This window comes from Alloalcanivorax dieselolei B5, assembly GCF_000300005.1.
Taxonomy (GTDB): Bacteria; Pseudomonadota; Gammaproteobacteria; order Pseudomonadales; family Alcanivoracaceae; genus Alloalcanivorax; species Alloalcanivorax dieselolei.
The window spans coordinates 3,540,829-3,567,622 of the sequence record NC_018691.1 but is presented as its reverse complement, the minus strand read 5'-3'; the positions used below and the strand labels follow the sequence as shown (position 1 = coordinate 3,567,622).

Sequence of the window (26,794 nt, the reverse complement as noted above, 5' to 3'; positions counted from 1 at the left end):
AACGCCGGGCGGCGGTTTTTCGGGTTCCATCCGCGTCATGAATCCGTTATGATTCCCGCCGCTTCGACGCAGAGCCCTCTCTGCCGAGCAAGCAACCACTCTCGGGGCGTAGCGCAGTCTGGTAGCGCACTTGCATGGGGTGCAAGGGGTCGGAGGTTCGAATCCTCCCGTCCCGACCAAACAAAACAAGGGGTTAGGCGATTCACAGCCTAACCCCTTTTTTGTTGCCTGCATTTTTGCCCCACTTTTTGCCCCACCGAATAATTGCTCGGCCCCGGCGATGACGCTTGCCCGGGCCCGAGTGAACCCGTCGGACAGAAGGCCCTGCGCGCCAGCGGCGTCTGTCCCAAAGCGGAGTGTACCCGCGAACGGCAGGAACAGGCCGGCAGCTTCACCATCGCTGATCTGGTGGAGCTGTATCTGTCTGAGAGTCGGGTGGTTGTCGATTCCCAGGTGAGCGTAAGTGCATCCCTGGCAGGCGCAAGCTCAAAGCCCAAGCAATCGGCCCGCCGTACCCTCTTCAACACCCTGCGCGCCGCCTGAGGCGCTCCGTGCGCACTGGCTTGGCATGGCTGCGCTGCCCCAGTGATGTCGCCGAAGTGATCGGGGCCCTCCTGGCATCGAGGGGGCCTATAACTTGCGCGGTTATGAGGAAGAATGCCGGGAGTGGCTGCAGCGTTGGGCGGACCACCTGGATACGCTTCGATAGACTTTCAGCTTCAGAGCGTCTCGTTGTCCGGTGCTGGGGAAGTACGCGATACCATTGGCCGGGGGCGTCCAGGTGGTCTTGGGGTTCGTGACAGTTCCGCCAGGTATTGCTGGTCCATGTCTTGGATCTGCTTATCGCGAAAAATAAATAAAACCTTATAAAACAATGGGTTGCTTATTTTTAACAGTGGATTATTGCGTGTTGCCCACCGTATTGTCCACCAGTTAGCCGAGGGTTACTCGAAGGGCTTGGATTTCACTGCTTGTGAGAGCAGGTCTTCGATGATGCGATTCTTTGACTGTTTTCGGGCTTTTTCGAGCTGTTCAAGGTGGCGCCTAGCCTCGTCGCTTAACGAGAAGTATACCTGCTTCTTCGCCTTCTCGGACTCCCGATATTTCTTCTGGGACCAAGTCTTGCGCATTTTGATTGTGAAAAGCTCTTGGGAGTCCTTGCCCAACCTATATAAGTGGTCGAGAAAGCCAAGTATATACGTATATTTCTCTTTGGGGTCGGAGGAGTGCCGACATGAGAAAAGCAGATCGTGCTGCTTCCAGAGCATGGACTTATTGATGTACTCAATAGCCCAGTTTAGCTGGCTGATATCTCTTTTATTAAGCCACTTTATCTGACTCCAGGTTATCTGACATTGATCCCAATATTGTCTCATTTTATCAAGGACCTCTCTCTTTTGGTCCAAACGAATGGCCCAGGCGTCAATTGTTGCAATGACGGAGTGATATCTTCGTTCAGAGGGTATGGTTGCTGGGTCAGGAGGTTGGAGCAATATCTGAACTTGGAGAAAGAGAGAAGGGGGAGGATCTCGAACAATTATATTTGGAATGGCAATGTTTAGTTCATTGAGTAGCCAAATTAACTGCCTGTCATTATCGGCTGATATCCAACTCAGTTCATTGTTGGGCAGAAAATAAGCCTCCTTCCATGTCCTAATGTGAGAGGACATGTAATGTCTGTTCCAGTTGTCGGCCAAATCCTCAACGATCGACTCGACACTTTTGATCTTCTCAGAGCTTCCTGGGTAAACCCAATCCGAATTGTAGGATAAGTGCAGGCGTAACCAATACTTCTCTCGTTTACTGAGGTGGGGGAGGGGCGGTGTTTCTGTGAAAGGGGAGTACATGATCATATGGCATCTACATGTAGAGTTTTGAGTGTAATTAAAAGAAGGGTTTAGTGTAATGTTTAACTTAGGATTAAATGTATGTCAAGTAAACCGCAACACTAAAGAATACATCGTATGTATAAAGTGGAAGATAAAGAAGAAAAGGATTTTGAAAAAATTAAGAGCGAGAGGTTGAGCGATGGAGCATCTCTCAAAAGGCACGAATTAGGATGAGGGTTGGCAGCGTTCTCAAATCATGAGAGTCAAGGGATGATCTAAAGCGGAAGCGTAGATAACTATCTTGGCGCAGTGTTTGTGCGCAGAAATGGTTATTTTCTGAACGGTATATAGTTATGATTATAATGATTTTTTATCATTAACAGGGGCTTTTGGCTTATTCTTAGATAGGTTCTTCGGCATGAAAATGTCAAATTCTCTTGTGGCTGATGGAAAATAAAGAATATAGCAGGGTGTAATTGGTGTTGCTGGAGTTGCAGAGCTTAAAAAAATAAATGGCGGCTTGTTCCTATGAACACTACTGTTCTGAGGAGCAAAAAATGCGAAAACGTAATCACGATAATACCAATCTCTCCCTTCATCACTCAGGCCCTTGGCAAGGCTACGATGTTCAGCTTCAACGAGGACCTCTCTTTATCCCCTATTTAGAGCGAATTCACGAAACGATGACACGGGCTATCCACAGCCAGCCAAGAACTATGGCTGTGCGGGTGGATCTTGCTCTGCCGGTAAATGGGTATTATCGCCGAGGGGATCTAATAGAACGGTTTATACAGTCATTGCGAGCTCAACTAGAGGCTGAGCTGATGAAACGTAAGCGGGATGGAAGGACAGCACCTCGGTGTCGACTCGAATATGTTTGCGTGAGAGAGCAAGGCGTGTCTCATCAGCACCACTTTCATGTGTGCTTGTTTCTGAACGGGGATTGCTACCGAGGCCTTGGCGAAATGCCGCGAGCAAATGGGACGGGCGAGTTCGATCCTGATATCCCGGCGGACCCTCGCATTGAACGTCCAGATGGTCTGGCAAAACGTATTGTCGCGGCTTGGGCCCGTGCGTTGGGGTGGACTACGGAGCAAGCGGTGGGGTTGGTGCATTTTCCGGAAGGAGGTGTCTACCGGATAAAGCGGCATTCGGCAGTGTGTGATAGCCAGATAGCAGGATTATTCAATCGACTGAGCTATTTGGCCAAAGAAGAGACAAAGCAGTTTGGAGATGGTTTTCGGAACCTTCGGTGCAGTCGAGGGGGAGGTCGTTACGGTTATATTTTACAGCCAGGCCCTATCGCATGAGACGAATGCCGAGGTGTTAATCATCATGAGAATCATGCGTTTGAAAGAAGTTATGGATACCACCGGTCTGAAGCGGTCAGCCATTTATAAAGCGATCTCTGAAGGACGCTTTCCCAAACAGGTCAGTTTGGGTGCACGTGCAGCAGGCTGGGTCGCTGATGAAATAGAGTCTTGGATTATGGAGCGGATAGAGGAGAGGGATGGGGAGGAGGAGCAAAGCACAAGAAATTAAGGATGTATTTTGGTTGGATTGTGAATTGTATCGGTTTTTATAAGATTAATTATTTGGGCTGCTAGAGTAGGCTATTATAAAAGTGAGAAAAGAGATTATAAGATAAACAATGTATTTGTTGTCTGGTGAAGAAAAGAAGGCCACACCAACAGCTATTACGGCCCACTCTATAAAAGGAGCTCCTCTCCTTCTGAAAACTTCACTTATTGATATTATTGAGTATATAAACGCGGTGCTTGCCATGAAGGCAGATGGGACCTTTCCGTTAAAGGATGCAAAGAATCTTTCTGTAGCCATGACTGAGATAAGAGGCGTGTTTGCCCTTACATAAATCCCCATTGCAGACGTTTCTTTGAATAATGTGAGAGGTAATGATATAATTCCAATTAACAGGATAACTGCAATAACTATTCCCATAACGGTGCCTTCCAGTAATGGTAATGCTGTTATTCATCGTGTTGAGAGTAGTAGTCGACTTTGTCGTAGTGCTGCCAGAGCTCATTCATGACTTCATCGAACTTCATCCCATGTAGGTTTTTAAGGTCTTCTGTAACGATCTCGCCATTGATGTCTTCGTATGGTTGTAGGTATGCGACATAGAGATCAAAAAAATACTCCTTCTGATCATTTGGGGCATTCGATGCCAGTTTTATAAAGCTATCAATCTGAGTGCTCTTGTCTTTGGCGTTATAGCTTGGTTCTGAGCAGGCAAAAAGGGATAAAAAAAGAAAGCAGAGTATAATATTTCTCATTAGTATTTCCTATGAAGTTGAGACGGCCTCTCAGATGGAAAGAAGCCGTTGGTAACTTGGGTGGCGGTGTTTTAGAATAACCCTAGTGCTTCTTTGTAGTAGAAGTAATGGCTTGGTACGTTCTGGTAGATTAAGTCAAGAGCTAGGTCAATATCCTGGTTGGGTATTTCTCTAAATTCGCTCTGCCCAAGTTCCACTTCATGAAGACTCCCCCCAATAACCATAAAGGTTCCATCCTCGATCACAACCCAGTCGATGGTTTCATAGGCGCCGGTGCCTTTGTAGTTGTTAAGGATGTATTCGCCGGTTTTTCTGTTTTTCTTGTCTAGTATATCCTCTTCTTTTATGAGTTTTTTGTTCTGCTCTATCTTCTTTGTTAATTGGCGCTCTCTCATTATTTGGTTTGCTCTTGCAATATTCAGGTTTCCTATCTCGTCTCTTTGACGCCAATATTCATTAAAATCTTTTCCTAGTAGTCCGGAACCATCAAGGGCTTCTCGATCATTTTTCATTTTTTCGAATTTTTCTTTGTTTGTCTTTATTTCTTTTTCCATTTTTTGAATTTCTGATCTAAGCTGATTTTGCACAGATTTGTCTTCCGATCTTGATATCAAATCGTTAGCCATGTCGAGATTATATTTCTCGATGCCTTTCATTTCGCATTTGTAACGAACGATCTTTCGGCCTCGGCTGTCGGTAAAGGTAGTCCAGCTGGTGTCTTCGCATATATCTCTATTTTCTAATGCTTGAGACACAGTATACTCAGGAAACTCCTGTAGACGACCCTTTCTTACCGTGTCGACATCTGATGAACAGCCGATAATTAATAATGATAAAAGTAATATGGTTGTTACTTTGGGTAGCAGCATGGTTTGTTCCTTGTCGATATAAATTATAAATGAGGCTAGGGAGCTTAAGGGTTGCGTTCTTCGGGGCTGGTGTGTTTACCCTCGGTTCGGTCGGAGTGAGGCGGGTCCAAAGGCGGTTGTCGCCATAGCTGTGAGGCGCCGATGATCCCCAGGATCAGTGCGCCGGAAGCTGCAAGTTTGCCGATCTTCTCGTCGGTTGCTCCGAAGAGCAGGGCAACAAGTAAAGCGGCCACTCCCAGCCCCACAATCACGATTGCGAGGGCGCTCTCCCGTCTCGGGTTGCGATGGGGTTTCACTCAGTATTCCTTTTCCGAGTTTTTGGGGGATCGATGGCCAAGCTGGGAGACGGTGGTTCGCGCTGACCAGCCCATCGTCATGCTCGGGGCCCTGATGCACAGCCAGGCCCCCGAGCAAGACGCGAGTGTCGGTTTATCGCAGCGTTATGGTCTCCGTAGCCGTGAATCGATCACCCGTTTCGTCCACCTCGAACGAGAATTGGACGGTAACGTTGGATACCCGCACGTAGGACACGTCCAAAGTGAAGCCAACGGTGGTGCCGTCCGCGATGACCTGGTCGGAACTCAGGCCTGTGATACGCGGATTGAGGCCAGTACCGGCGCCACTGATGATGACCGCCTGAACATTTTTCACGGTGTAGTTCCGGCCCACGGCCGTCAGTCGGAAGGTGCTCAGCGTATACCGGTCTCCACAGGAGCCGACACAGCTTCGGGAGGATGAGCGGCTGGTCGTATAGGGAAGGCCAACTGAACTCCAGCCGGTTGGATTGCCCAAGACATCCGTTTCCTGCTTTTCCATTCGAAGCTTGGGATTGGCGGCCTGGATCTTAACGGAGGCTGTATTACTGCTGCTTTCCCCGTCACTCACCGTCAGGTTCACCACATAGTCACCCGCCACATCCGGCGTGAAGGACGGGGCGACGGTACCGGCATCCACCAACTCTGCGGAGGAACCGGCCGGACCGGACTGAAGGGTCCAGGTGTAGGTCAGTGGATCCCCGTCCGCATCCGAGCTGCCGCTGCCGTCCAGGGTGACCGTGCTGCCCACATAGACGGATTGATCCGGCCCCGCGTTGGCCACCGGAACGCTGTTTGCGGTAGTGGCGGTGATGGTGACCTGGCTTGCCGGGCTTTCCTGTTCGCCATCACTGACTTTCAGTTCGGCCACGTAGGTGCCATCAAAATCCGGCGTGAAAGACGGCGTGGACGTTGTGGCATCGACTAAAGCCGCCGCACTACCCGCCGGCGAGGAGACCAGCCGCCATTGATACGTCAGCGAGTCACCGTCCGCATCATGGCTGCCGGAGCCATCCAAGGTGACCAATGTGCCGGTATAGACGTTTTGGTCATGCCCGGCGTCCGCGACCGGTGCCGTGTTGAGACGTTCCGCGGTGATGGTCACGTTGTCGCTGGCGCTGTCGGCCTCGCCGTCGTTTACCACCAGGCTGAGAACGTAGTTCCCTTCCACATCAGCCACGAAGGTGGGGGACACGACCTGGGTATCCGACAACGTCGCGGTGCTGCCCGCAGGTTTCGACACAAAGCCCCATTGGTAGTTCAGAGGATCGCCATCGGCATCCCGGCTGTTGCGACCGTCCAGAACAACGATGTCATCCACCAGTACGCTCTGGTTGGCACCCGCATCGGCGACAGGGATGGAGTTAGCTTTGCTGACCGTGATCATTACCGTGTCCGCGTCGCTCACGCCGCCGGCCTCATCGGTCACGACCAGTCGCACGACGTACTGCCCCTCGACATCGGCGCCGAATTGGGGCTTGGCACTGTTGGGCTGATCGAGCGCCGCAGCGCTGCCGTCAGGCCGGGATACGAACGACCATTGATAACTCAAGGGGTCGCCATCGGCGTCGCTGCTGGCGGAGCCGTTCAAGGTAACGGTGGCGCCTTCGGTGACGTTCTGGTCCGGCCCGGCATCGGCCACGGGCAAGGTGTTTTCCCGTTCGGCGGTAATGGTGATCCGGTCACCAGCGCTGGCGGTCTCGCCGTCGTTGACCACCAGCTCCAGCACATAGGTGCCCGCCAGATCCGCGATGAACGTCGGGGTGACTTTGGTGGCGTCGGAAAGGGCCGCCGCGCTGCCATCGGGCTTGGCAACGAAGGTCCATTGATACGTCAGGGAATCCCCATCCGCGTCGCTGCTGGCGGAGCCGTCCAGTGAGACAGTGATGCCCGCGATGACGTTCTGATCACGGCCGGCGTCGGCCACCGGTGGAACATTGGCCTGTTCCGCCGTGACGGACACGCTGGTCGGCTCGCTGTCGATCTGGCCGTCGTTGACGATCAACTCGATCACGAAAGTACCAGCGACATCCGCGACGAAGGTGGGCGCCACGGTATCCGCACTGGCGAGCGTAGCGGTACTGCCGTCAGGGCGGGATACGAACGACCATTGATAACTCAAGGGGTCGCCATCGGCGTCGCTGCTGCCGGAGCCGTTCAAGGTAACGGTGGCGCCTTCGGTGACGCTCTGATCGTTACCCGCGTGAGACACGGGGGCGCTGTTCGGGGTTGAGGCGGTGACGGTGATCGTGGCGGAGGCACTATCGATGAGGCCGTCATTGACCACCAATGCGATCTCATAGACGCCATCCACATCCGGTACAAAGCGCGGCTTGGCGGTGTCGCTGGCTTCCAACTCCGCCATGCTCCCTTCAGGGCGGGTGACGAAGGACCATTGATGGCTTAGGAGGTCGCCATCCGCGTCGCTGCTGGCGGAGCCATCCAAGGTAACAGTGGCTCCGGTTTTCACCGATTGATCGGGACCAGCGTCCGCAACCGGGGCGCTGTTGTCGTGGTCGGCGGTAATGGTGACGCGGTCGGCTTTGCTATCGGCCTTGCCGTCGTTCACGGATAAACTGACGACGTACTCGCCGTCCAGGTCGGGGACGAAAGTGGGCTTGACGGTGTCCGCACCCTGCAACTCAGCGGCGCTGCCATCAGGACGGGATTCCAGTTCCCATCGATAGGTGAGGGGATCGCCGTCTTCGTCGCGGCTTTTGGTGCCATCGAGGGTAACGGTATCCCCCACCTTGACGTTCTGATCCGGTCCGGCATCCGCCTTGGGAGACACGTTAATGGTGCCGGGCGGCGGTCCATTGTCGTCTCCGCCGTCGTCGGGATTCGTTGGTGGGGTGCCGCCGTTATTACCAGGGTGGCTGCCGCCACCGCTGCCACCACAGGCGGTGAGAATCAAGCAGGCCAGGATAAGACTGAGGCCGGTCCATCGTTTGATCATGATGACTCCTTTAGGTATTGAAGCTGCCAATCGGCAAAAGGGACCCGAACCGGGTGCAGGGGGAGGTCCTCTGTGTGCTCTTCCGTGTCGTATCACCGCTTATGTGGCTTTGCCGTTTCCCCCCAAAAGGCGGTCAGCCGGGCAATGACGCCAGAGCGGTGTTTTGAGTTATTTCAAGTTCGGAAAGTGAGGGCTGGTTCACGGATTCCGTACTAATTAAGTATGGTATAAATATACTTTTGAGGTCTATTTATGCCATACGACAAAAGTATGGATATTCCATAGTGTGCTAGGGGTCATCCATGCTGAGGCCCCCTAATGTCAGGCTTTCACACGCGTCTGAAGTCAGCCCGGCGACGCCTGGGAATGACCCAGGAACAATTGGCCTTTGAGCTGGAGGTGACCAAAGCCTCCGTGTCTGCCTGGGAAAATGACCGGGAAAAGCCGGGCTTTCGTTTACTGCACAGGCTGAGCATGGTGCTCGGCGTCTCGTTGGACGAGCTGGTCTACGGCGAGGGGGAGGGCGGTCTGCCGGAAACCCCGAAGGCCTTGTCGGCACGCAATGATGCGGAGGAAGCGTTGTTGCGCTCCTTCCGCCGCATGCCAGTCAAGCGACGCCAGGCCCTCCTGGCCTTGATGGAGACGCTGGATTAGCGTCGGAGGGATGAGCCAGTCCCAGCTTCTGGCGCAGCCCCGAGGGCGGGGTCTCGTCCGACTTGGGACCGTCCCTGTGCGGTTCGGAGCCAGGGGCTTCCGGCGGGAACTCTTCCACCACCTCCAGCCCTTCATCCTCACTGTATTCAAAGGCTCCATTGGCCAGTCCGGCTTGAGCGGCGGCATCCAGGGCGGCCTGATCGAACCCGCGGGCCGCCAGGGTCTCAGCTAGATCGCGAGCCTCGACCAGGGCCACGTCCAGGGGCTGCTCCTCACGCAGAGTCAAATCCACATAGTAGATCGCGGTGCCGTGACTTTGCCGGGTGCTCTTGCCGCGCAGTTTCAGACACAGCGGCAGAGTGGCGAGGTGCCCACCGGACAGGGCGTGGTAGTAGCTCAGCCGGGCGGTGAGGGTACGAATGCTGTTGTAGCTGGTGGTCCGGAACAGAAACACACCGACATCATCGTCATCGCCAATCCGGACGCTCAACCGGGCGTAGGGTTTGCAAGCGCCCTCGCCGGCCAGCGGGCAGGCCTCCGGGCCGGGACAGGGTAAGGACTGAACACCGTCCTCGGTCCGCCGCCGACAGGTTTCCCCATCCCCCACACACAGAGGGCGTCCCGTGTTGCGATCGAAACGGGTGTAATTGGCTCTCAGGTTGAGATCCGGATCGTTGAACAACAGCCGCACCGGCAGGCTCCGTAGCTTGCCGCCGGGGGCGTCCTGACGCAGCTGCCCGTCCAGGGGGTGGGTGACCCAGCCCTGACGGGTCTGGATCTGGGTAGTGAGCGTGAACTGATCGTCTCTCTCCGGTCGGCGTTTCCCGTCTTTCTCGACGATGCGACCGATGCTGATCCGACCGATCACGGGCGGCGTGATGGCAAGCTGCTTGAGCATGGTGAACTCCCGTAGATGAGGCAGTGGTGATAGCGGTGGTGAGGTGTCAGGTGCGTACTAAAAAACGGCGTGTACCCGGTTTGACTTTCCCGTAGCGCTTGAGCAATCCGGGATGGACCTGGAGCAGTCGCTCGCTGTCCAGCACGGTACTGTCCGCACTGCGTTTCCAGGACACCTCGCCGTTACCAAAAAGGGCGCCGGATGCGTGGCCCATGGCCTGTTGGAGGCGTTGCTTGAGCCGGGATTCCCGCGCCTGTAGCCGGGCCAGGCGCTCGCGCAGATCCAGCAGCTCGTCGAAATCGCCGCACAGTCCGGCGTCGTCGGTGAAATCCAGCACCGCCCCGTCGTCGTGGGGGTAGAGCGCCCGCAGGGCCCGGTCCGAGGAGGCGCTGCCATCCACGGGGGGCGGCGTGTCGTTCTCGACGTGGCGCCAGAACGTCCGCTCCCGTTCGATCAATCGCTCGATCACGGCGTCGTCCCGTGGGATGCGGAAGATTTTCATCTCATGGCCGCAGAGCAGCACGCAGACATCGGCCGCCTGTTTGCCGGTGACGGCCAGCTGGTGTTGGACCTGGCATTGGACGTAGTCCGGTACCCCGTCCCGCCAGAGGCGGGCGCCGTACTCTCCGGCGGTCTTGCACTCCAGGATCTGGACGTCGGGATGCCCGACCACGGTGTAGTCCAGATTGGCGAGCATCCAGGCCTTGTCCGAATCCGGATGTTGCAGGACCGCGTGGACGCGGCGCACCTTGCGGCCGGTGTGACGGGCGTAGGCGTCGGCCACGATGGGTTCCAGCACGGTGCCCCAATACAGGGGGGAGGCGAGGTCGTCCTGAGGCGCGGTGGGCAACGCGTCCTCTCTCCCGGTTTTGATCATCCACAACTCCAGGGGAGACTGATAGGGATTGAGGCCGATGGCGCTGGCGGCGTCGCTGCCGCCCAGGCCCTGTTTGCGGACTTCGAGCCAGTCTGCTCGGCTGAGACGTTTGGTGGAGACCAGGCGCAGAGCCGGGCGGCGCCGTTGTGGGCGATGAGGGTGAGGGTTCATGGGGCGTACTCCATAACCGGGCCGCGCGGCAGCCGCTCGGCTGTCGCAGGGCTTGGATCGAGAAGGGAGAGAGAAGACGAGATCGGGGAAGAGTGGGCTACGCGGGCGCGGAAGGCCCCGACGGATACCGATTAAAAAACGCGGTGACAAGATCGTGGATGACCGCTTCCGCTTCAGTGTCCGAGGGCCACTGACCCTGGTGCAGAACCAGGTGGTAACCGAGCAGCTCGCCGAAGGGGCGCACCACGTCCGCTTCAAAGGCCCCGTCCGCCGGTGCACCCGGTGGCCAGAAGCGCCGGCAACAGGTCCAGAGCGGCGCCAGATAGCGGGTGCTGGCGCAGATCAGATCAATCCACTCGCCGTGCCCGCACGGCCGAAGACGCTGGTCATGACCGGGCGCTCCGGGTGAGCCCATCAAGCCGTCGAACAGGGCGGCTCCCCAAACGGCCGCTACCCCCGTGGGTAAGGTCTCACTGACCCGGTCCGCCGCCTGTCCACAAGGGCGGAAATACAGTGGGGTCGTTTTCATTATCGATTATCCTCCATAACAACGCCCACCAGAGCCTACCGCTCTGGTGGGGGTATGGCATGTCGTGGGCAAAGGGCGTCATGCCGTCAGCCGCAGTGCCTGGTCCAGCGCCTTGCGTTTGAGGGTGGCGCCCTGGCCGAACCAGGCGGAGTCCAGGCGATGATCGGCGGTGCGGCTGCGCCGTTCGTGATCGACGAACTCGGTGACCGCGTTTAACAGGCCATAAGCGGTGCGGTGCGAGGAGGGCAAATGAGCGCCCCGGCCCCGGCCGTCGTACAGGGCCCTGACCGTTTCCATGGCGCGTTCGTTGACGGGCGTGATCGTCGCCTTGGTCCGTTGGGCGGTTTCGTCCTGAAAGACGCTGCGGAGGAAGGTCTGTACCTCGGTGTCCTTGACCTGGCGCTCGCTCAGCCGCTTGAGGCGGTACATGAACTCGTCCCAGGCGGACACGGAAATCCCCAGCTGGCGCTTGACCGCGTCCGGATCGAACACCGATCGGTGGGAGACCTTCACCGCCTGGCTCTGGCCGTTCAGCGCCACCGCCAGCGTGTTGTTGCAGACCACCCGAACGCTGGTGAACTGGGCCGTGGTGGCCATGGTGCCGTCACAGGCGGTGGCCAGCAGGACGTAGGCGTCGGTGCGGTCGTTGCCCTTGAGCACGCCGGTCTGGCCGGTGCGGGCCAGCGCCCAGATCTTGCGGCCACCCCTGAGGACTCCGGCGGTCTCCAGCTCGAAGCCGGACACCTCGGTCAGATCCCGGTAGAACTCCAATATGGCCTCCGGCTGCACCACCTTGTAACGCTGGCTGACCACGGAAAGCGGTGCGCGGCTGTCGGAGCGATAGAGCACCTTGTGATCCTCGAAGGACAGGATCTCCCCGAGGCCGCCGCGCGGGCTGTCGATAAAACGGACCGGGGCTTCTTCGATGTGCCAGTCCAGGCCGGCCTGGTGGCGCCAGACCTCAAGCGGTTGATGCGGGGTTAAACGATTGCCCAGGCCGTGCCAGGGCGTTTGGCCGACATAGGCCATGTTTTCAACAAGATGCGCCATGATGATTTTCCTTAAAAATGGCAATAGGGATTACCGTCGGATGACGGGCAAGTAAGAAAGTGAAGAAACGAGCGCGGGCCGGGCCGTCAGACAGGCGGGTGGGGCACGGGGCGACGCCCGTTCAAATCCGCTTAAAGAAACCCGAGACGGCCGAGACTGGTCCATTCGGTGGGCGTCACGATCAGATGATCCAGGACCCGGATGTCCACCAGCTCCAACGCCTGCGTCATCCGGCGGGTACTGGTGCGATCCGCCGTCGAGGGCTGGGAACAACCGGACGGATGATTGTGGGCCAGGATCACCGCCGCCGCGTTCAGCGCCAACGCCCGTTGGGCGATCACTCGGGGATGGATGGTGGTGGTGTCGATGGACCCCTGAAAAAGGTGCTCATAGGCGATCACCCGGTTCTTGTTGGTCAGGAACAGCACGCCGAAGTGCTCGGTGGGGTGCTGCGCCAGGGTCAGCTTGAGGAAGGCCACCGCCTCCTCGGGATCGGACAGGCGGTCCTGACTGACCAGATCTTCCAGCAACAGTGCCGAGGCGGCGTTAATCAGTTCGTCGCGGGACAGATAACACGGCACGCGGTGAAGTACGCTGTCCTCGCACGTGGAAGGGACATCTTTGGCCATAGCGGTCTCCAGACATAAAAAAGCCCGCAAGCGCGGGCTGAACAAGACAAGAGGGGAAAGGGGAAGATCAGTCCCTGGAAGGCGGAGGTTGGGTCGGAGCCGGAAAACGATGACCGCACTCCAGACACTCCTGGCTGTCGAGCACCAGATCATCGAGCATGTCGCCGACCACGGCACCGGCGGAACCGCCGGCAAAACCGCCGGCGAGCGCCCCGACCAGGGCCCCCGCCAGACCGCCCACCGCCGGGCCGAATCCTGCCGCCAGGGTACCCACGACCATGCCGGCGCGGGCGCCGGACAGCGCGGCGGAAAAACCACCGGCGGCACCGGCCGCCGAGCCCAGAGCGCCGCAGACCTTGCGGCCCTCGTGATGCCGGAGGGTTCGGGAAGAGCCACATTTGGGGCAAATGGGGAGCATACCGTCTCCATATTGGGGGATGAGGGAAAGAGCAGGACAAGAAGTCACACCGAGAGGCTCCGTCATGACGGTGGTATGTATCTGAAATTTGCTTGAGTAGCGGCACTTTGCGCGTAAATCCCCAGCCTATGGCGCTGTGCTTGTGATGCGTGACGCCTCTACGCACATCAAGGTAGAGAAGGACCATTATTAGGCACCAACGGGGTATTTGTGCCTTGTAGCTCGAATCGGCCGCTGGAAGGCGGTATAGACACATGGTCATCATTGAGCGCCTGGAACCAGCACCGAATCTGTTGGAGTGTTGTCCGCATCATGGGGCGGACGGTAGCTCTGTTGTGGGGGCATAAGGAGGGGAAATAGGGACGGGGTGTGTTGGGATTGTGGGTTGAGGCGTGCGTTGATTGCGGATCTCCAACGCGAAATAGAGACGGTGATGTCACCAGGGTGGGCTGTACTTACGTTACACAGAAGGCTTGGATGAACTTTTTGTAATGAATCCGAATCGCGTTGAGCCAAGGGTGGGGAGCTGATAAATCTACCCCTGTCTGCGGCGGTAGATGACCATTGTAGTGAACCGATCCCACTATCAGCCGGCGGCGAATCGAGAGTGAACGGAATCCTTATAACGTGATGCAGAGGACTTTCTCATGTGGAAGAACGCAATGAAAGGAGGCGCGCTGGCCGCTCTGGCTTGGCTTATTTCCGGAACAGTAATGGCTAATGACATGACGTCAAAGACATTCGAGTTGGGGCTGAGAGCGGAAGCGGCCCAATTTTCAAAGGTCTACAATATTAGCGAAGACGATGCACTGCAGCGTCTGAAATGGCAAGCTGCGGCGGCAGATGTGGTCTCGCAATTGCGAGATCAATACCAAAACCGTCTAGCCGGCTTGTACATTGAACATACCCCAATGGATCGGGTTGTTGTTCGATTAAAAGGAAATGAGCTGATCGCCTCGAGAACCTTCAATGTATCCAACGAACAGGTGGCTGTGGAGTTTGTTAGTGGTGCGACACATACGCAGGCAGAACTCCAGCAGGCGATTGGCACGAACCTGGATACCCTCAAAGCGAATTTTTCAGGTCTCCAAGGGACTCATACCGATCCGAGAACGGGAGAAGTGGTTCTGACTATTTTGGGGAGGGACGAAGAATCACGCCAGGTGAGGTCGCAAGTAGCGTCTGCTACTCGGCAACTCGGCGTGCCTGTTCGGGTTCGGGTCATCCCTGTTCCTCTGGAGAGGCAAGCGGTTCGGGGAAGTGGCAGCCTGGATATGGGGTGTACTACTGCGTTCGTGGTCAAACGAACCACGGGAACGACAACGGGCGTCACCACGGCTGCCCACTGTGGGCCCGGAAGTGCCAACTATACCGGGGTTGACGGCGCCTCCGCGACTCTCACTTATCAGGCCCGGTCATTTACGGCCAGTAATGATGAACAGTGGTATACCTCGGCCGCTACGGAAGAGCCCAAGTTTTATGCAAACTCCACGACAACGCCGCGAACTTTGACAGGGCGACGCACCCAAGCCAGCACAGCGGTGGGGAATAACTTCTGCCACTATGGATCGACGACAGGTTATAGCTGTGGTGACGTGGATGCGACTGACTTTCAGCCGACCTCCTACACCTGCGGTCCAGCCTCGAATCCGGTGCCTTGTGATGCCACTTGGATCTCGATGGTACCGCCGAGCTCTGGAACCGGCTTGGCCTGTGCGGGAGGTGACAGCGGAGGCCCCTGGTTTGTGAGCACGGTGGCAACGGGCATTCACTCCGCCGGCGCCTCAACGGGGACCGGGATTGGGGATTGTCTTCTGGCGGTGTATCAAAGCACTGATCGACTATCATCCCTGGGGCTCCAGTTACTGTATGGTCCCTGAAATGGGTGTTACTCTCGGAGTTCTCAGCGCTTTTTTACGCTGGGAGCCCCGAGAGCCGTCGATTTTAGATGCGGTGAAGGTTGAATGAAAACGTCTTCTTCATTATTAAAAATAGGCGCTGTCATCGCTACGGTTGCGATCCTGATCGCCGTGGGTAGAACAATGTCTAATGAGATTGCCCCTGTTCACGATGCCGTCGAACTCAGAAAAGTCATCGATCTTCATGAAGAGGCACTGCGACAGCTCTTTCCGGCATTGCAGGGTATGGCGACCGACGCAGAGCAGGGCGGGGTGGTTCTTACTGTTCGATCGGAAAGCGGAATCATGAATGAGGCAGCAATGAAAGAAGAAGCGGAAGCGCTTTTGGGGGTTCCGGTGAAAGTGCGACTCCTTCCTGTCGAACTGCGCCGGCAGTCCCCAGTTCAGTAGACCTTACACTCGTCAGATCAGCCCCTCTTCCTCACGCGTTCCGGTCCGTTGTCTCGGGGGCATCGCTCATCTGGATTCGTGTTAAACCACCTGAATGAAGGTCGTTAAGGTGTGGTCGGTGTTATCGGGCATACCATTTTCACGTTGATTAAGGAACACGGTAGGGGGCAGAAAGCCACGATTGCTATATTGGTAATTGCTTAAATACGCAGTGCCCAGATCAACATATTGAAACATGAGCCGTATAAGATCGGGGTTTTCAGGACTGCCGGGTGCAAGGATGAAAACACCAATCCGACTTTTAAAAACGCTTTTGGGCCTGACCGTGTTGCTATGTGGTTTGGTTAATGCGGCGACCTATTCCTATGACGCCTTGGGGCGCGTCACCGCCATCCAATATGAGAACGGAACCCAGGTGACTTATCAGTATGACGCGATGGGTAATCGCACTGAGGTCGCCGTCGTGCAGGGTGACGATGAACCTGAAGAGCAAGTCTTCGAAGCCACGATTACCGTCCCCGGCAAAGTGGGCCGGCCTGCCATCAATTTACGGGCCTTGGCCAATCAAAACGGCTACGACGGCACCCAGAAGGCCCGAATTACATTCACGGTACCGGCGTCCGCCACGGTGATGGGTACGGGAGGAGCAGCAAGTGCCAAGGCGGGCGGTGTTGCTATCGATACTGGTACTTGGCCGAAGAGTTTGGGTAATGAACTGACGCTGAGGGTGTTGGGCAAGGTCTATGGCGGTGGAGGTGCCGGTGGCAATGCGGTGATGAGAGATGCTAACCCCCTTAGTGGAGGAAAAGGGGGAGCGGCAATCAATCTGCGGGCGGATATCAAGCTGATCATCGAGAGCGGTGGCCAGGTGAAGGCTGGCGGTGGTGGTGGCGGTTCGGGGGCGAGTTCCAAGGGGGGCGACCGACCTTTTTCAGACGCCTGGAACAACTCGCACTTTGGTGGTGCTGGTGGTGGGGGCTTCCCCAATGGGGCCGGTGGCGGCGTGGAGAATGTCAATTTCGCTACCTCAGGCGGCGCCGGCACGGTGTCTGGTGGTGGAGGGCTGGGTAGTAGCGCCCTAAAAACAGGGAGGCAGCCCACCCCTTATGGCCGTGGTGGTAATGGTGGTGGAGCAGGTCAAGCTGGCGCCCGGGGGCAAACCTCTTGGGATGGCCGAACCGGTGGAGCAGGCGGCGCACCTGGTGCGGCGCTGGTCTCCAACGGCAACAACTACACCCTCACCAACCGGGGGGTACTGGTTGGGGCGCGTCGCTAGGACGCTAAGGACAGTACTGCAAAGGGATTCGATATGAAATGCTCTCAAAAAAATCCGTTACGTGGCCTGCTCGGCGTTCTGGCGGTGTTTATTGGTCTGGGTTCGATGCCGGGCTACTCATTGGCCGATATTCCCGGTTTCCCGCCTTCCATTTACACGCTGAACGATAAAGGCGTGGACTTGCGGACCGGCGCCTTTGTTTACCAGAGCGAGGATGCCGGCATCGGCGGGGACGATGGCCGCCTGAACCTGAAGCGCCAGTTCAATAGTGAGTTCATGGATTACAAGGGGCCGTTTGGCTACGGCACCTCCCATAACTTCGATATCAAGATCTCCATCGGAGAATACGAAGGCAAAGACGTCGCGGTGGTGACCCAGGGGTTTGTCAGCGACATTCTGGACAAACAGTCGGACCACTACTACGTGTCGCAAAAGGATCCGGGGGTCACGCTCAGGACGATTGGGGGAACCGGGTCCAATGAAGAACGAGTGGCGATCTATACGCTTAAGGACGGCACGGAATACCGCTTTGAAAAGGTGAAAGAGCTCCATGTCATGGCGTGGGGATTGATTGCCTGCGGTGAAACGGATTGTGGCTATCTTGCCAGTATCACCAAGCCCAATGGGGAAACCCTCCACTTTGAGTATGACCATTTTACCCGGGCCGATACCGATAACCCCTACGGTTTTGGCTTTCGACGCCTGAAAAGAGTTACCAGCACACGTGGCTTTGAACTGTTTTTCCAGTACACATGTGACCCCTCTGATCCCGGGATCTGTGTTCCAGGAGGCTCCCGTGCCGTTCTAATTACCCGTGCTCATGTCTATAACTGGGGGCAGGGCAGCAATTGCTACATGACCGCCCAGTGTTCCCCTCAGGGGCGTCCTTTGTGGGATGGGGAAGTAAAGTATACCTATAGCCTGGATGCACCCACCCTTGTGCACTACACGGTGGATAATGTCCGCCGGAGCTATACGTACGATGGACGGAATCGCATAACCGCGGTCAAAGCGGCCGGTCAGAATGCCCCTTCGTTATGGAGCATTGCGTATTCCGGTGACAAAGTCGCCCGCGTTTCCGACGGCGAATCCCGAGCCTGGTCCTATGCCTTTTCAGGCGGCACCTCGACGGAGACGGACCCCTCTGGCGCGACGGTGTCCATGGTGTTCGAGGACAAGAAGCGCCCGGTGTCCCAAACGGATCAGCGGGGCAATACCACCGAGTACAGCTACGATGAGCATGATCGCCTGACCGGTATCGTTTCTCCCGAGGGGAATCAAAAGCGCTTTACCTATGATGCCCGCAGTAACGTCACCAAGGTGGAAACGCTGCCCAGACCGGGCGCCGGAGGGGACACGCTGACCGAGACGGCGGCCTATCCCGCCAGTTGCACGGACGCCAACCGGAAGATCTGCAATAAACCCACCTGGACCGAGAACGCTAAAGGTGCCAGGACCAACTACACCTACGCCAACGCCCATGGTGGCGTGGTGACAATCACCGCCCCCGCGGATGCCTCCGGCACTCGCCCCCGGGTGACCCATCAATACGCTGCCCGGTCCGCCACCGGCTATGACAGTGGCACCAAATCGGTTTCCCCCCTACCGCCGATCTATCGCGTGATCAAGAAGACGGAAACCGTCGGTAGCGGTCAGTCCCGGGTCACGACCTATGAATACGACGGTGGCGCCGGGTTCTGGAAAAATCTGAACCTGACCGCGGTGACCGTCAGTGGCGGTGGCGTCAGCAGTAAACGCCAATTCACCTACGACTACCACGGCAACCGCCTCACCGAGGACGGTCCGTTGGCCGGTAGCGGCGACACTTCCTACTACCAATACGATGCGGAAGGGCGGGTTCTCTTGGAGGTGGGGCCGGCCAACGCCTCGGGTAGCCGGAGTGCGCAACAGTATCAGTACAACGCGGACGGCTGGTTATTGGAACACCGTTTGGAGATGGCCTCGGCTGACGGTAACGGATTCAGTGCCCTGATGGCCGCCACGTTCTCCTATAACGGTGCCGGTGATCTGATCTCCGAAGAGGGGTTTAACGGCAACACCGACTACAGCCATGACAATGCCGGGCGGCTGCAGTGCAAGGCCCTGCGCACCACCTCTGCCGGCGGCAACGCCTGTGTGGCTTCCGTATCTTCCGTGGTCAGTGACCAGGTCTCCCGATATCAGTACGACGCAGCGGGGAACCTGGTCGCCGAGCGCCGTGGCGTTTCCGTGTCCGGAGTGGAACAGGAATATGTGCGCTACACCTACAATAAAAACAACGAAACCACCTCAATCCGTGACGCGGCGGGTAACCGGTCCGTCTATAAGCGGGATGGTTTCGGACGGCTGGCCCGGATCACCTTCCCCGGTCCGAATCAGCCCGGGCAAACCAATGCCTCGGACTATATCGCCTACACCTATGACGCCTTGGGGCAAGTGGTTACCGAGCGGCGCCGGGACGGCTCCACTGTTACCTATCAGTACGATGCCCTTGGGCGGCGTATCGCCAAGTCCTATTCCTCGGATTCGGGCTTCAATGTTCGCTATGCGTATAACCACCTGGGCGATGTGACCGAGGCCTATTTCGCCAACGACACCAGCCGCAAGATCACCTATACCTATGACGGACTGGGGCGGCTGACCGCCACTTCGGACTGGATCGGCAGTGTCAATTACGCCTATGACCCGGCGGGCAACCGCACCCGCATGGCCATCAGTGGCGCCGATGCCTTTGATTTCCTGTATGACGCGGCTTCGAACCTGACTTCGGTACGCTCAGCCAGCTCGGAACTGGTGGGCATTGATCACGACGGGCTAAATCGCCGCCGCGAGATCACCCGGAAGAACGGCATCTACACCGGCTTTGAATACAACACTGCCGGTAACCTGTCGTTTCTGGAGCAGGGCGGCTTCGCCGAAGCCGATAACAACGTTGCTCAATCCTTCAGCTACTACCGTCTTGGGCAACTACAGAAGGAAACCCTGTCCAACCCCGCCTATGAATGGCCGGGGCCAGGGGCGTCCGGTACCGAAACCTTCCAGTACAACGGCCTGAACCAGCAGGTGTCTCAGGGCGTGGAATACGACGCCCGCGGTAACGTCAAGAAAGCGGCCGGTGCCACTTATCTCTATACCCCGGACAATCAACTGGCGTCGATCAATGCGGGAACCACGTCCAAGATTGAACTGGTCTACGGACCTTTGGGGCAACTGCGGGAAATCAACAGTGACGATCAGAGCCGCCGCTTTCTCTACGACGGCCCGGATCTGATCGCGGAATGGGACGGGCAGGGGGCCTTGCTGAACACCTATGCCCACGGTGAAGGCTATGATAATCCACTGGTGACCTGTCTGGGGGGCGTTTGTGACTTCCCCGAATGGTTTCACGCCGACCGCCTGGGCAGCGTGGTGGGGATATCCGACGACTGCGGTTATGCCGACCTGTACCCGTATGGCCCTTACGGTGAATCCAGCGTCTTCACGGAAGAGAATGGCCCCCGATTTGGCTATACCGGTCAGATCGTGCTCAGAGAGGCGGGGCTGTATCACTACAAGAGCCGGGTTTACTCACCGACGCTGGGGCGGTTCCTGCAGCCGGATACGATTGGATATGAGGGTGGGCTCAATCTTTACTCGTATGTTGGCTCAGATCCTATTAATAAGACGGATCCTACCGGTGAAATCCCATTAGAGACGGTGTGGGACATTGCTAATATCGGTTTAGGAATCACATCGTTTACGGACAATCTGTTTAATGGAAATTACCTTGGTGCTCTATTGGATGGTGGTGGCATCATTGTAGATACTGCCGCTGCTGCTCTTCCTTACGTTCCAGGCGGGGCAGCAACGCTAATACAAGGGGGAAGGAAAGGGGCTGCTAACTTTGATATAGTTGGAGGTGGCGCAGATGAGGTTGCAGAGGGTGCTTTCAGTTGGATTAATAAAGAAAGATATACAACCAATCCAAAATTAAGAAAGGACTGGGAGCAGCAAATGGGGCAGCCTTGGCCAAAGGATGCGAGAACTGGTCGAAACCAGGATGTTTCTCACGAAATTCCGCTAGCAGATGGTGGCCCGGATCATGTTACTAATGTTAAGCCGCGCCCACGTAGTGAGCACATGCAGCGCCATCGAGACGCCGGCGATTTTTCAAGGTGGTCCAAACGACGGAAAAGATAATGAATAACTCACCAGACTTGTCAAAAGTAGAGAAATGGTCTGATTACCTATTGATGCAGCGTAATGATACTGATGAGAATAAATCGATGTATCGTGAGGCAAGGGAGTATCTGGAGTTTTATGATTGGTGCTTGGGGATTACGGAGTCCTATGTTGGGATGCTCTATTCAGGAATCGTCGCCGTTTTTCTATTTCAAATCATCCCAGGCAGAGAAGACGTGGATGAATGGATATGGGTGATTGTTGGTGACTTACCTGCGACTTACTTAACTGTGGAGGAATGCCCAAATCCGGCTACGGCTCTGGATGGTTACATTGGTGCAATGCTTGAATGGGTAGAGGCAGCACAAAAAGGAAATTCAGTCGCGGAACTTGTGCCTGTCAACGTTCCTGCAACCAAGAAGAATGGGGATATGCTGAAATCTCGATTGGATTTTATAGATGAAAGAATTTTGTCCGAGTACCAAGAAGATCTAAAGGTATAGATCATCCTGGCTATTCGAGGGATTGGGCCGGTTCTGGTTATAGTATTAGAGCGTGGTTTAGATGATCCTGAACGGTGGGATGCATTGCCACGGATATGGCAGTCTCTATGTGGTTTGTGTATGTACTGCTACAAAGAAGGATGTTACGACTGAATGACCTGATTCTTTTAGGAAGCTTGCCCTCCGCAAGTTTGGGGCCACGTCTTGCTTTTTGCTCTTTGTGAGGTGGGGACGAGGGGCAAAAGGTAAGACTTGACCCGAATGGCACTTTTGAGATTCAGCCAGTCAAGTTCGGCGGTTCTCCTGTGGACGTGAATAATAAGATGATCATAGATAGAGGGCTGCATCGGAAGCAGGTTACTCCCTGGTGGAGTAAGCTTCAGAAAGACGTTGGAGGTTGATCTGGAATATGACCATATACAGTGCACTTTGGAGCGAGTTCACAAAAGAAAAAGGCGCTTCTCAAGATAAGATAACTAGACTGGAAAATAGGATTGGGATTGATTTTCCCGAGGATTATTTAGAGTTTCTAAGGGTGTCGAACGGAGGAGGAGTGATGCTGGGCGCGCCGGAGCCAACCTTGCTAAGTAAGGTGGCCGGTGTAGGTGCTATTAGCTTTGGAACAGCAACTGTTGCGAAATATTCCACTGATTTCGGGCTGAATTATAGAAACTTTGTTAGCGCGTTGAAGGATCAAGAAAGTGGTGTGCCTTCGAGTGCTTTTGAGCTAGGAGCGGAGATCCTCTTTCCCGGAAATCAGGACGCCCAACTGGCGGCGGTGAGTGGTAACCTTATGTTTGACTTGGCCAGCGGGCGAGTTCCGGTTGGACGTATTCCTGATGTTGTAACTGCTGGTAGCGCCATGGCAAGGACAAAATTTGCCAATATTACGGAGATGGCCGATTATACTGTGGCTAAAAACGCAATAGGAGAGCTGCCGGTCAACATAGGATCTTACAGTACTTCTCTTGCTTCTGCCTCATTGCAGGCTTTACAGGGAGGGGCTGTTGTGCAAACGATATTTAATAATGCCGACACAGTATACGATAGCCTCCTCTCTAGTGGAGCTGGTGGGGGGTTCGTTCTGTATCCCGGGAAGCCAAACACAAATTTAATGCAGTCGGCTTATGATAAATGATTGCAGATGGGTTGTGTGGTTAATGCTGTTTTGTTTTGGGTCTATTATTTTTTTGGGGGCGGTAGAAAATGAGATTGGTTGGTGCTTTTGTTTTGACTCTGAATCTTCTGATGGTTTTTGGCCTGGCTGCCTTATCTGGTTTTTGGTGGGTATGGATGGAGGGGGGACGAGACTTTGAAATTTTTAGGCCGGCGCTTTTTCTGTTTGTTCTCGGGGCATATGTATATGAGGCAGGATATAAGAAGAAATCAAGGAAGGAGATTGGGAGGTTCTATTTTGTCGTGGTCTTTCTTGTGCCGGCACTTGGTGCATTATTGGGTTTTCTTTATGGGGTTTTCAGTGAGTGATAAAAATGCTTTTATTTAGGATATTTTTTTGTAAATAGAATTTTGTTCCTCTTTAGGAAATGATGGTGGGAGGTTGAGAGGCGCCAGAAAATTTTTTAGAATCCGCCGTAAATACTTTGTAAGGGAATCTCTGAAAAACGCTCTAACTTTGGCATAATTGTGGTTCCGATCACGAGCCCAGTAAATAGACGATGAGCCAACTGACGTTTGCCGAAGCCGAGTACGAACAGAAGAAGCGCAAGACTCGGCGAGAGGTCTTTCTGGAGAAGTTGGACAAGTTGTTACCGTGGAGCTCGCTGGAAACAGCGATAGCCAAGTATTATGCCTCAAATCGCACGGGACGTCCGGCGTATCCGTTGTCGGCGATGCTGCGGATTCACATCATGCAGGTGATCTACAACCTGAGTGATCCGGCAATGGAGGATGCCCTTTATGAGATTGAGTCGATGCGCCGCTTTGCGGGTATTTGCCTTGCCCAGGTGCCGGATGAGACGACCATTTTGAATTTCCGGCATCTTCTTGAGCGTCATGGCCTCGGTAAGAAGCTGTTCAAGAAGATTAACCGGAAGCTGGATCAGCATGGCCTGATTGTTCGTGAAGGGAGCATCATCGACGCCACCATTGTCGAGGCGCCAAGCTCGACAAAGAACAAGGCCAAGCAGCGCGATCCGGAGATGCACCAGACGAAGAAGGGGAACCAATGGCACTTTGGCATGAAGTGTCACATTGGTGTTGATGACACGGTAGGTTTGATCCATAGGCTGGCCACCAGTGCCGCCAACGAGCATGACTTGAATATGGCGGACAGATTACTTCACGGTGAGTAAAAGCGGATCTGGGCGGATGCGGGTTACTGCGGAATCCAGAAACGGGAAGAACATAAAGATCGCCATGCCCAGTGGTTCATTGCGGAGCGCCCTGGCAGACGCAGCATCATGTCGGACATCGGGCTGGAGAGCGAGAGGCTCAAAGCCAGCGTGCGGGCCAAGGTTGAGCACCCGTTCCGAATCTTCAAAGGCCTGTTCGGTTACGGCAAGGTTCGGTATCGAGGGCTGGCGAAAAACGAAAACCGCTTTTATGTGATGGCGGGTATTGCGAACCTTCTTCGGGTGAAGAAGATGTTGCTGTCATAGGGCAAGTGTGCCCGATTGTCGCCAAATAGCGGCAATCGGGCGGGAAAATGAGCCATCAAGACCGACTTACGGATGAAATGTCCGTGTACTTGGCCCTGATCTGATCTCGCAGGCAATGAAACGGCGTTATTCAGAGGTTCCTAAGCATTCAGGAAAAGGAGCTCAGAAGGTTTTGTTTATTGTATGTGCCAATCGGAAGGCCTGTATATAAAGACCTTTCCTAAGGTCAGATTCTCGAATTTTTGGGACTGGCAGAAGTCCTCAAAGGCTGAGTTGGAGGTGAGATATTTTAAAATCTATAGGCCTTCCGGTGAGATATATGTTCGTGAGAATGGCGCTGACATGGCCGCTGAGTATGTCGCTAGTCTCCAATCGGAAAGAAGGAGGGGGAGGCGGAAAGTGGTAGTATGGCGAGCAACTATCGTTGTTTTGGGCATAGTTTTAGGTGTTTTTATATCGATGTTAACAAGGGTGTTGGGGCTTAAGGCATAGAGGGCGTGATACGCTGGATGTATGAAAAATGATTGGATGGAAATATTGGGTAACTCATTTGATGCGACAGGTTTTTTGGTCCTTGGGGGAGGGCTACTCTTTTTAGGTCTGATGCTTTTTTTGTTGCCGCAGGCTGGAGAGCTTCAGTTTAATTTTCGACTTCAGGAGCATATTCTCAGGGGTCAAAAGGCGTATCGCGCTGCTGATAACGTTAGGAATAAAAGAGAGAGGATGGAAAAGAGACTTCCATTATACGGGAAGAGTATGATGGTTATAGGATCTGTCTTATTCTTGATCGGTCTTTCTTGGAGCCTTTATTGATGCTCTTAAGCGGTAGATTGGTAAGCGTCCGGTAATCCCACCTTGTCAGGCGGAGGTCGGCGCCCAGTTTTGCGGCAGGAGTTCGTCGATGGCGTTGTTCTTGTGCGTCGGCAGCCGAGCCAGCACATCCTTCAGATACGCATAAGGATCGTGGCCGTTCAGCTTCGCCGACTGGATCAGGCTCATGACGGCGGCCGCACGTTGACCACTGCGCAGAGAGCCCGCGAACAGCCAGTTATTGCGCCCCAGCGCCCAGGGGCGGATCTGGTTTTCCACCCGGTTGTTGTCGATCGGCACCGCGCCATCGTCCAGGTAGCGCGTCAGCGCCGCCCAGCGTTTCAGGCTGTAGTCCAGGGCTTTGGCCGTACCCGAGCCGTCCGGGACTTTTTGCCGTCGGGAGATCATCCATTGGTGCAGGGCGTCGGCGATGGGCCGGGCTTTTTCGTTGCGCAAGCGCTGGCGGTCTTTATCCGGCAGATCCTTCGCCTCTCGCTCGATCCCGTACAGCGCACCGATGGACTCCAGCGCTTGGGCGGCCAGCTCACTCTTGTTGGCCACGTGCAGGTCGTGGAACTTGCGACGGGCGTGCGCCAGGCAACCGATCTCGGTAATGCCCTCGCCGAAGCCCGCCTTATAGCCAGCGTAGTCGTCACACACCAGCTTGCCATGCCAGTCCCCCAGGAAGGCGCGGGCGTGTGCGCCCGCCCGGCTGGGCGCGAAGTCGTAGACCGTGGCCTTCAGTTCAGAGAACGAGGTGCTGCAGTAAGCCCACACATAGGCCCGGTGGGTTTTCTTCTTGCCCGGTGCCAGCATCGCTACCGGCGTTTCATCCGCGTGCAGCACCGGCTGGGCTAGCAACTGGGCTCTGAGCGCATCCACCAGTGGCTGCAACCACACACCGCAGGTGCCCACCCACTCGGCCAGGGTGGAACGGGGGATCGCCAGACCGGCCCGGCCGAAGATGCGCTCCTGGCGGTACAGGGGCAGATGATCGGCGTACTTGGCCACCAGCACCTGGGCCAGCAGCCCAGACGTCGGGATGCCTTTGTCGATGACTTGCCTCGGCACCGGCGCCTGGATCAAGGTCTCGCATTGCTCGCAGGCCCACTTGCCCCGGATATGGCGCTCCACCGTGAACTCGCCCGGCACGTAGTCCAGCTTCTCGCTGATGTCCTCGCCGACGCGCTTGAGCGCACACCCACAGCGGCATTGCGTATCCTCGGGTTCATGGTGGATCAGGGTGCGGGGCAGTTGGGGCGGTAGCGGGGCGCGCTTGGGCTGTTGCTTGGCAGCGGCGGGGGGCGCCTGCGTTGGAAGTAACTCGGCCAGCTCCGCCTCCATGGCGGCCAGGTCGGCGTCGATCAGTTCGTCAAGCAACTGGCCCTGCACGCCCTTGAACTGCTCGCTGCGCCGGGCGAACTTGTGGCGCTTGAGCAGCGCCAGTTCGTGGGCCTGTTTCTCGATCACCGCGTCGCGGTGACGGATCGCTTTTTCTTGTTGGCTGAGGGTCCGGTCATTTTGGGCGAGGACCCGATCCTTGCTCTCCAAGTGATCGAACAACTCGGTGGCCAGGGCACGGAGTTGGTCGGGAGAGAGGGCGTTGAGGTCAGGGCGCGAGGTCATGCG

Annotated in this window: 23 protein-coding genes, 1 tRNA gene and 1 pseudogene; 12 read left to right on the top strand and 13 right to left on the bottom strand. The window is 55.8% G+C overall.

Features of this window, described 5'->3' with window-relative positions:
- The first annotated feature begins 102 nt into the window (after nucleotides 1-102).
- A tRNA-Pro gene (locus tag B5T_RS15795) sits at nucleotides 103-179 on the top strand.
- A 765-nt stretch (nucleotides 180-944) separates the two neighbouring features.
- Here the strand turns inward: B5T_RS15795 and B5T_RS15785 are convergent.
- Nucleotides 945-1,853 (bottom strand): hypothetical protein, encoded by a 909-nt coding sequence (locus B5T_RS15785; protein ID WP_041717077.1) that lies wholly within the window; start codon nucleotides 1,851-1,853, stop codon nucleotides 945-947.
- A gap of 488 nt (nucleotides 1,854-2,341) precedes the next feature.
- Between B5T_RS15785 and B5T_RS23860 the strand changes: the two genes are divergently transcribed.
- Nucleotides 2,342-3,139 carry an inovirus Gp2 family protein gene (locus B5T_RS23860; RefSeq protein ID WP_014995523.1) on the top strand — a complete coding sequence of 266 codons (798 nt, stop codon included), beginning with the start codon at nucleotides 2,342-2,344 and terminating at the stop codon, nucleotides 3,137-3,139.
- Nucleotides 3,063-3,371 carry a helix-turn-helix transcriptional regulator gene (locus B5T_RS15780; protein WP_330932974.1) on the top strand — a complete coding sequence of 103 codons (309 nt, stop codon included), beginning with the start codon at nucleotides 3,063-3,065 and terminating at the stop codon, nucleotides 3,369-3,371. Before B5T_RS23860 ends, B5T_RS15780 begins: the two co-directional genes overlap by 77 nt.
- Nucleotides 3,372-3,416: 45 nt before the next feature.
- Here B5T_RS15780 and B5T_RS23270 read toward each other — a convergent pair whose 3' ends face one another.
- The 5 genes from B5T_RS23270 to B5T_RS22365 all read right to left on the bottom strand — a co-directional run bounded on the left by B5T_RS23270 (nucleotide 3,417) and on the right by B5T_RS22365 (nucleotide 8,262).
- Entirely contained in the window at nucleotides 3,417-3,788 is a 372-nt protein-coding gene (locus tag B5T_RS23270; protein WP_148279284.1) for a hypothetical protein, read from the bottom strand.
- Nucleotides 3,789-3,817: 29 nt separating this feature from the next.
- Nucleotides 3,818-4,123: a hypothetical protein gene (locus tag B5T_RS15770; RefSeq protein WP_014995521.1), complete on the bottom strand. Its 306-nt coding sequence runs from the start codon at nucleotides 4,121-4,123 to the stop codon at nucleotides 3,818-3,820.
- 71 nt (nucleotides 4,124-4,194) lie between these two features.
- Nucleotides 4,195-4,992, bottom strand: coding sequence for an OmpH family outer membrane protein (locus B5T_RS15765; protein ID WP_041717075.1), 798 nt, complete (start codon nucleotides 4,990-4,992; stop codon nucleotides 4,195-4,197).
- 44 nt (nucleotides 4,993-5,036) lie between these two features.
- Nucleotides 5,037-5,288, bottom strand: a complete 252-nt coding sequence (locus B5T_RS15760) for a hypothetical protein (RefSeq protein ID WP_041717074.1) — start codon at nucleotides 5,286-5,288, stop codon at nucleotides 5,037-5,039.
- A 133-nt stretch (nucleotides 5,289-5,421) separates the two neighbouring features.
- Complete coding sequence (locus B5T_RS22365) at nucleotides 5,422-8,262, bottom strand: PKD domain-containing protein (RefSeq protein ID WP_014995519.1); 2,841 nt, start codon at nucleotides 8,260-8,262, stop codon at nucleotides 5,422-5,424.
- A gap of 318 nt (nucleotides 8,263-8,580) precedes the next feature.
- On the opposite strand from B5T_RS22365, the gene B5T_RS15750 reads away from it, so the two are divergent.
- Entirely contained in the window at nucleotides 8,581-8,916 is a 336-nt protein-coding gene (locus B5T_RS15750; RefSeq protein ID WP_041717073.1) for a helix-turn-helix transcriptional regulator, read from the top strand.
- Here the strand turns inward: B5T_RS15750 and B5T_RS15745 are convergent.
- The 6 genes from B5T_RS15745 to B5T_RS15720 all read right to left on the bottom strand — a co-directional run bounded on the left by B5T_RS15745 (nucleotide 8,870) and on the right by B5T_RS15720 (nucleotide 13,488).
- Nucleotides 8,870-9,814, bottom strand: a complete 945-nt coding sequence (locus B5T_RS15745; protein ID WP_014995517.1) for a recombination directionality factor — start codon at nucleotides 9,812-9,814, stop codon at nucleotides 8,870-8,872. The two genes, B5T_RS15750 and B5T_RS15745, sit on opposite strands and share 47 nt — an antisense overlap.
- Before the next feature lie 46 nt (nucleotides 9,815-9,860).
- Complete coding sequence (locus B5T_RS15740) at nucleotides 9,861-10,862, bottom strand: YqaJ viral recombinase family nuclease (RefSeq protein WP_014995516.1); 1,002 nt, start codon at nucleotides 10,860-10,862, stop codon at nucleotides 9,861-9,863.
- A 97-nt stretch (nucleotides 10,863-10,959) separates the two neighbouring features.
- On the bottom strand, nucleotides 10,960-11,391 hold the full coding sequence (locus B5T_RS15735) for a hypothetical protein (protein WP_014995515.1): 432 nt from the start codon (nucleotides 11,389-11,391) through the stop codon (nucleotides 10,960-10,962).
- Between the two features lie 78 nt (nucleotides 11,392-11,469).
- Entirely contained in the window at nucleotides 11,470-12,441 is a 972-nt protein-coding gene (locus B5T_RS15730) for a DUF932 domain-containing protein (protein WP_014995514.1), read from the bottom strand.
- 131 nt (nucleotides 12,442-12,572) lie between these two features.
- Complete coding sequence (locus B5T_RS15725) at nucleotides 12,573-13,070, bottom strand: JAB domain-containing protein (RefSeq protein ID WP_014995513.1); 498 nt, start codon at nucleotides 13,068-13,070, stop codon at nucleotides 12,573-12,575.
- 67 nt (nucleotides 13,071-13,137) lie between these two features.
- Complete coding sequence (locus tag B5T_RS15720) at nucleotides 13,138-13,488, bottom strand: hypothetical protein (protein WP_014995512.1); 351 nt, start codon at nucleotides 13,486-13,488, stop codon at nucleotides 13,138-13,140.
- Between the two features lie 647 nt (nucleotides 13,489-14,135).
- Between B5T_RS15720 and B5T_RS23265 the strand changes: the two genes are divergently transcribed.
- From B5T_RS23265 to B5T_RS15685, 8 genes and pseudogenes are all read left to right on the top strand, one after another.
- Nucleotides 14,136-15,368, top strand: coding sequence for a chymotrypsin family serine protease (locus B5T_RS23265; RefSeq protein ID WP_014995511.1), 1,233 nt, complete (start codon nucleotides 14,136-14,138; stop codon nucleotides 15,366-15,368).
- Between the two features lie 84 nt (nucleotides 15,369-15,452).
- Nucleotides 15,453-15,797, top strand: a complete 345-nt coding sequence (locus B5T_RS15715; RefSeq protein ID WP_041717072.1) for a hypothetical protein — start codon at nucleotides 15,453-15,455, stop codon at nucleotides 15,795-15,797.
- Between the two features lie 280 nt (nucleotides 15,798-16,077).
- Nucleotides 16,078-17,073 carry an RHS repeat domain-containing protein gene (locus B5T_RS23755; RefSeq protein ID WP_014995509.1) on the top strand — a complete coding sequence of 332 codons (996 nt, stop codon included), beginning with the start codon at nucleotides 16,078-16,080 and terminating at the stop codon, nucleotides 17,071-17,073.
- Between the two features lie 33 nt (nucleotides 17,074-17,106).
- Nucleotides 17,107-21,252 (top strand): RHS repeat-associated core domain-containing protein, encoded by a 4,146-nt coding sequence (locus B5T_RS15705; RefSeq protein ID WP_014995508.1) that lies wholly within the window; start codon nucleotides 17,107-17,109, stop codon nucleotides 21,250-21,252.
- Nucleotides 21,252-21,737 (top strand): hypothetical protein, encoded by a 486-nt coding sequence (locus tag B5T_RS15700; RefSeq protein WP_148279282.1) that lies wholly within the window; start codon nucleotides 21,252-21,254, stop codon nucleotides 21,735-21,737. The genes B5T_RS15705 and B5T_RS15700 overlap by 1 nt, the downstream gene beginning before the upstream one ends.
- A 409-nt stretch (nucleotides 21,738-22,146) precedes the next feature.
- Nucleotides 22,147-22,875 carry an SMI1/KNR4 family protein gene (locus B5T_RS15695; RefSeq protein ID WP_148279281.1) on the top strand — a complete coding sequence of 243 codons (729 nt, stop codon included), beginning with the start codon at nucleotides 22,147-22,149 and terminating at the stop codon, nucleotides 22,873-22,875.
- A 68-nt stretch (nucleotides 22,876-22,943) separates the two neighbouring features.
- Nucleotides 22,944-23,222 (top strand): hypothetical protein, encoded by a 279-nt coding sequence (locus B5T_RS15690; protein WP_014995505.1) that lies wholly within the window; start codon nucleotides 22,944-22,946, stop codon nucleotides 23,220-23,222.
- Nucleotides 23,223-23,413: 191 nt separating this feature from the next.
- A pseudogene (locus tag B5T_RS15685) lies at nucleotides 23,414-24,355 on the top strand (IS5 family transposase).
- An 858-nt stretch (nucleotides 24,356-25,213) separates the two neighbouring features.
- On the opposite strand, the gene tnpC reads toward B5T_RS15685, so the two are convergent.
- Nucleotides 25,214-26,791 carry an IS66 family transposase gene (gene tnpC / locus B5T_RS15670; RefSeq protein WP_014992699.1) on the bottom strand — a complete coding sequence of 526 codons (1,578 nt, stop codon included), beginning with the start codon at nucleotides 26,789-26,791 and terminating at the stop codon, nucleotides 25,214-25,216.
- Nucleotides 26,792-26,794: the final 3 nt, after the last annotated feature.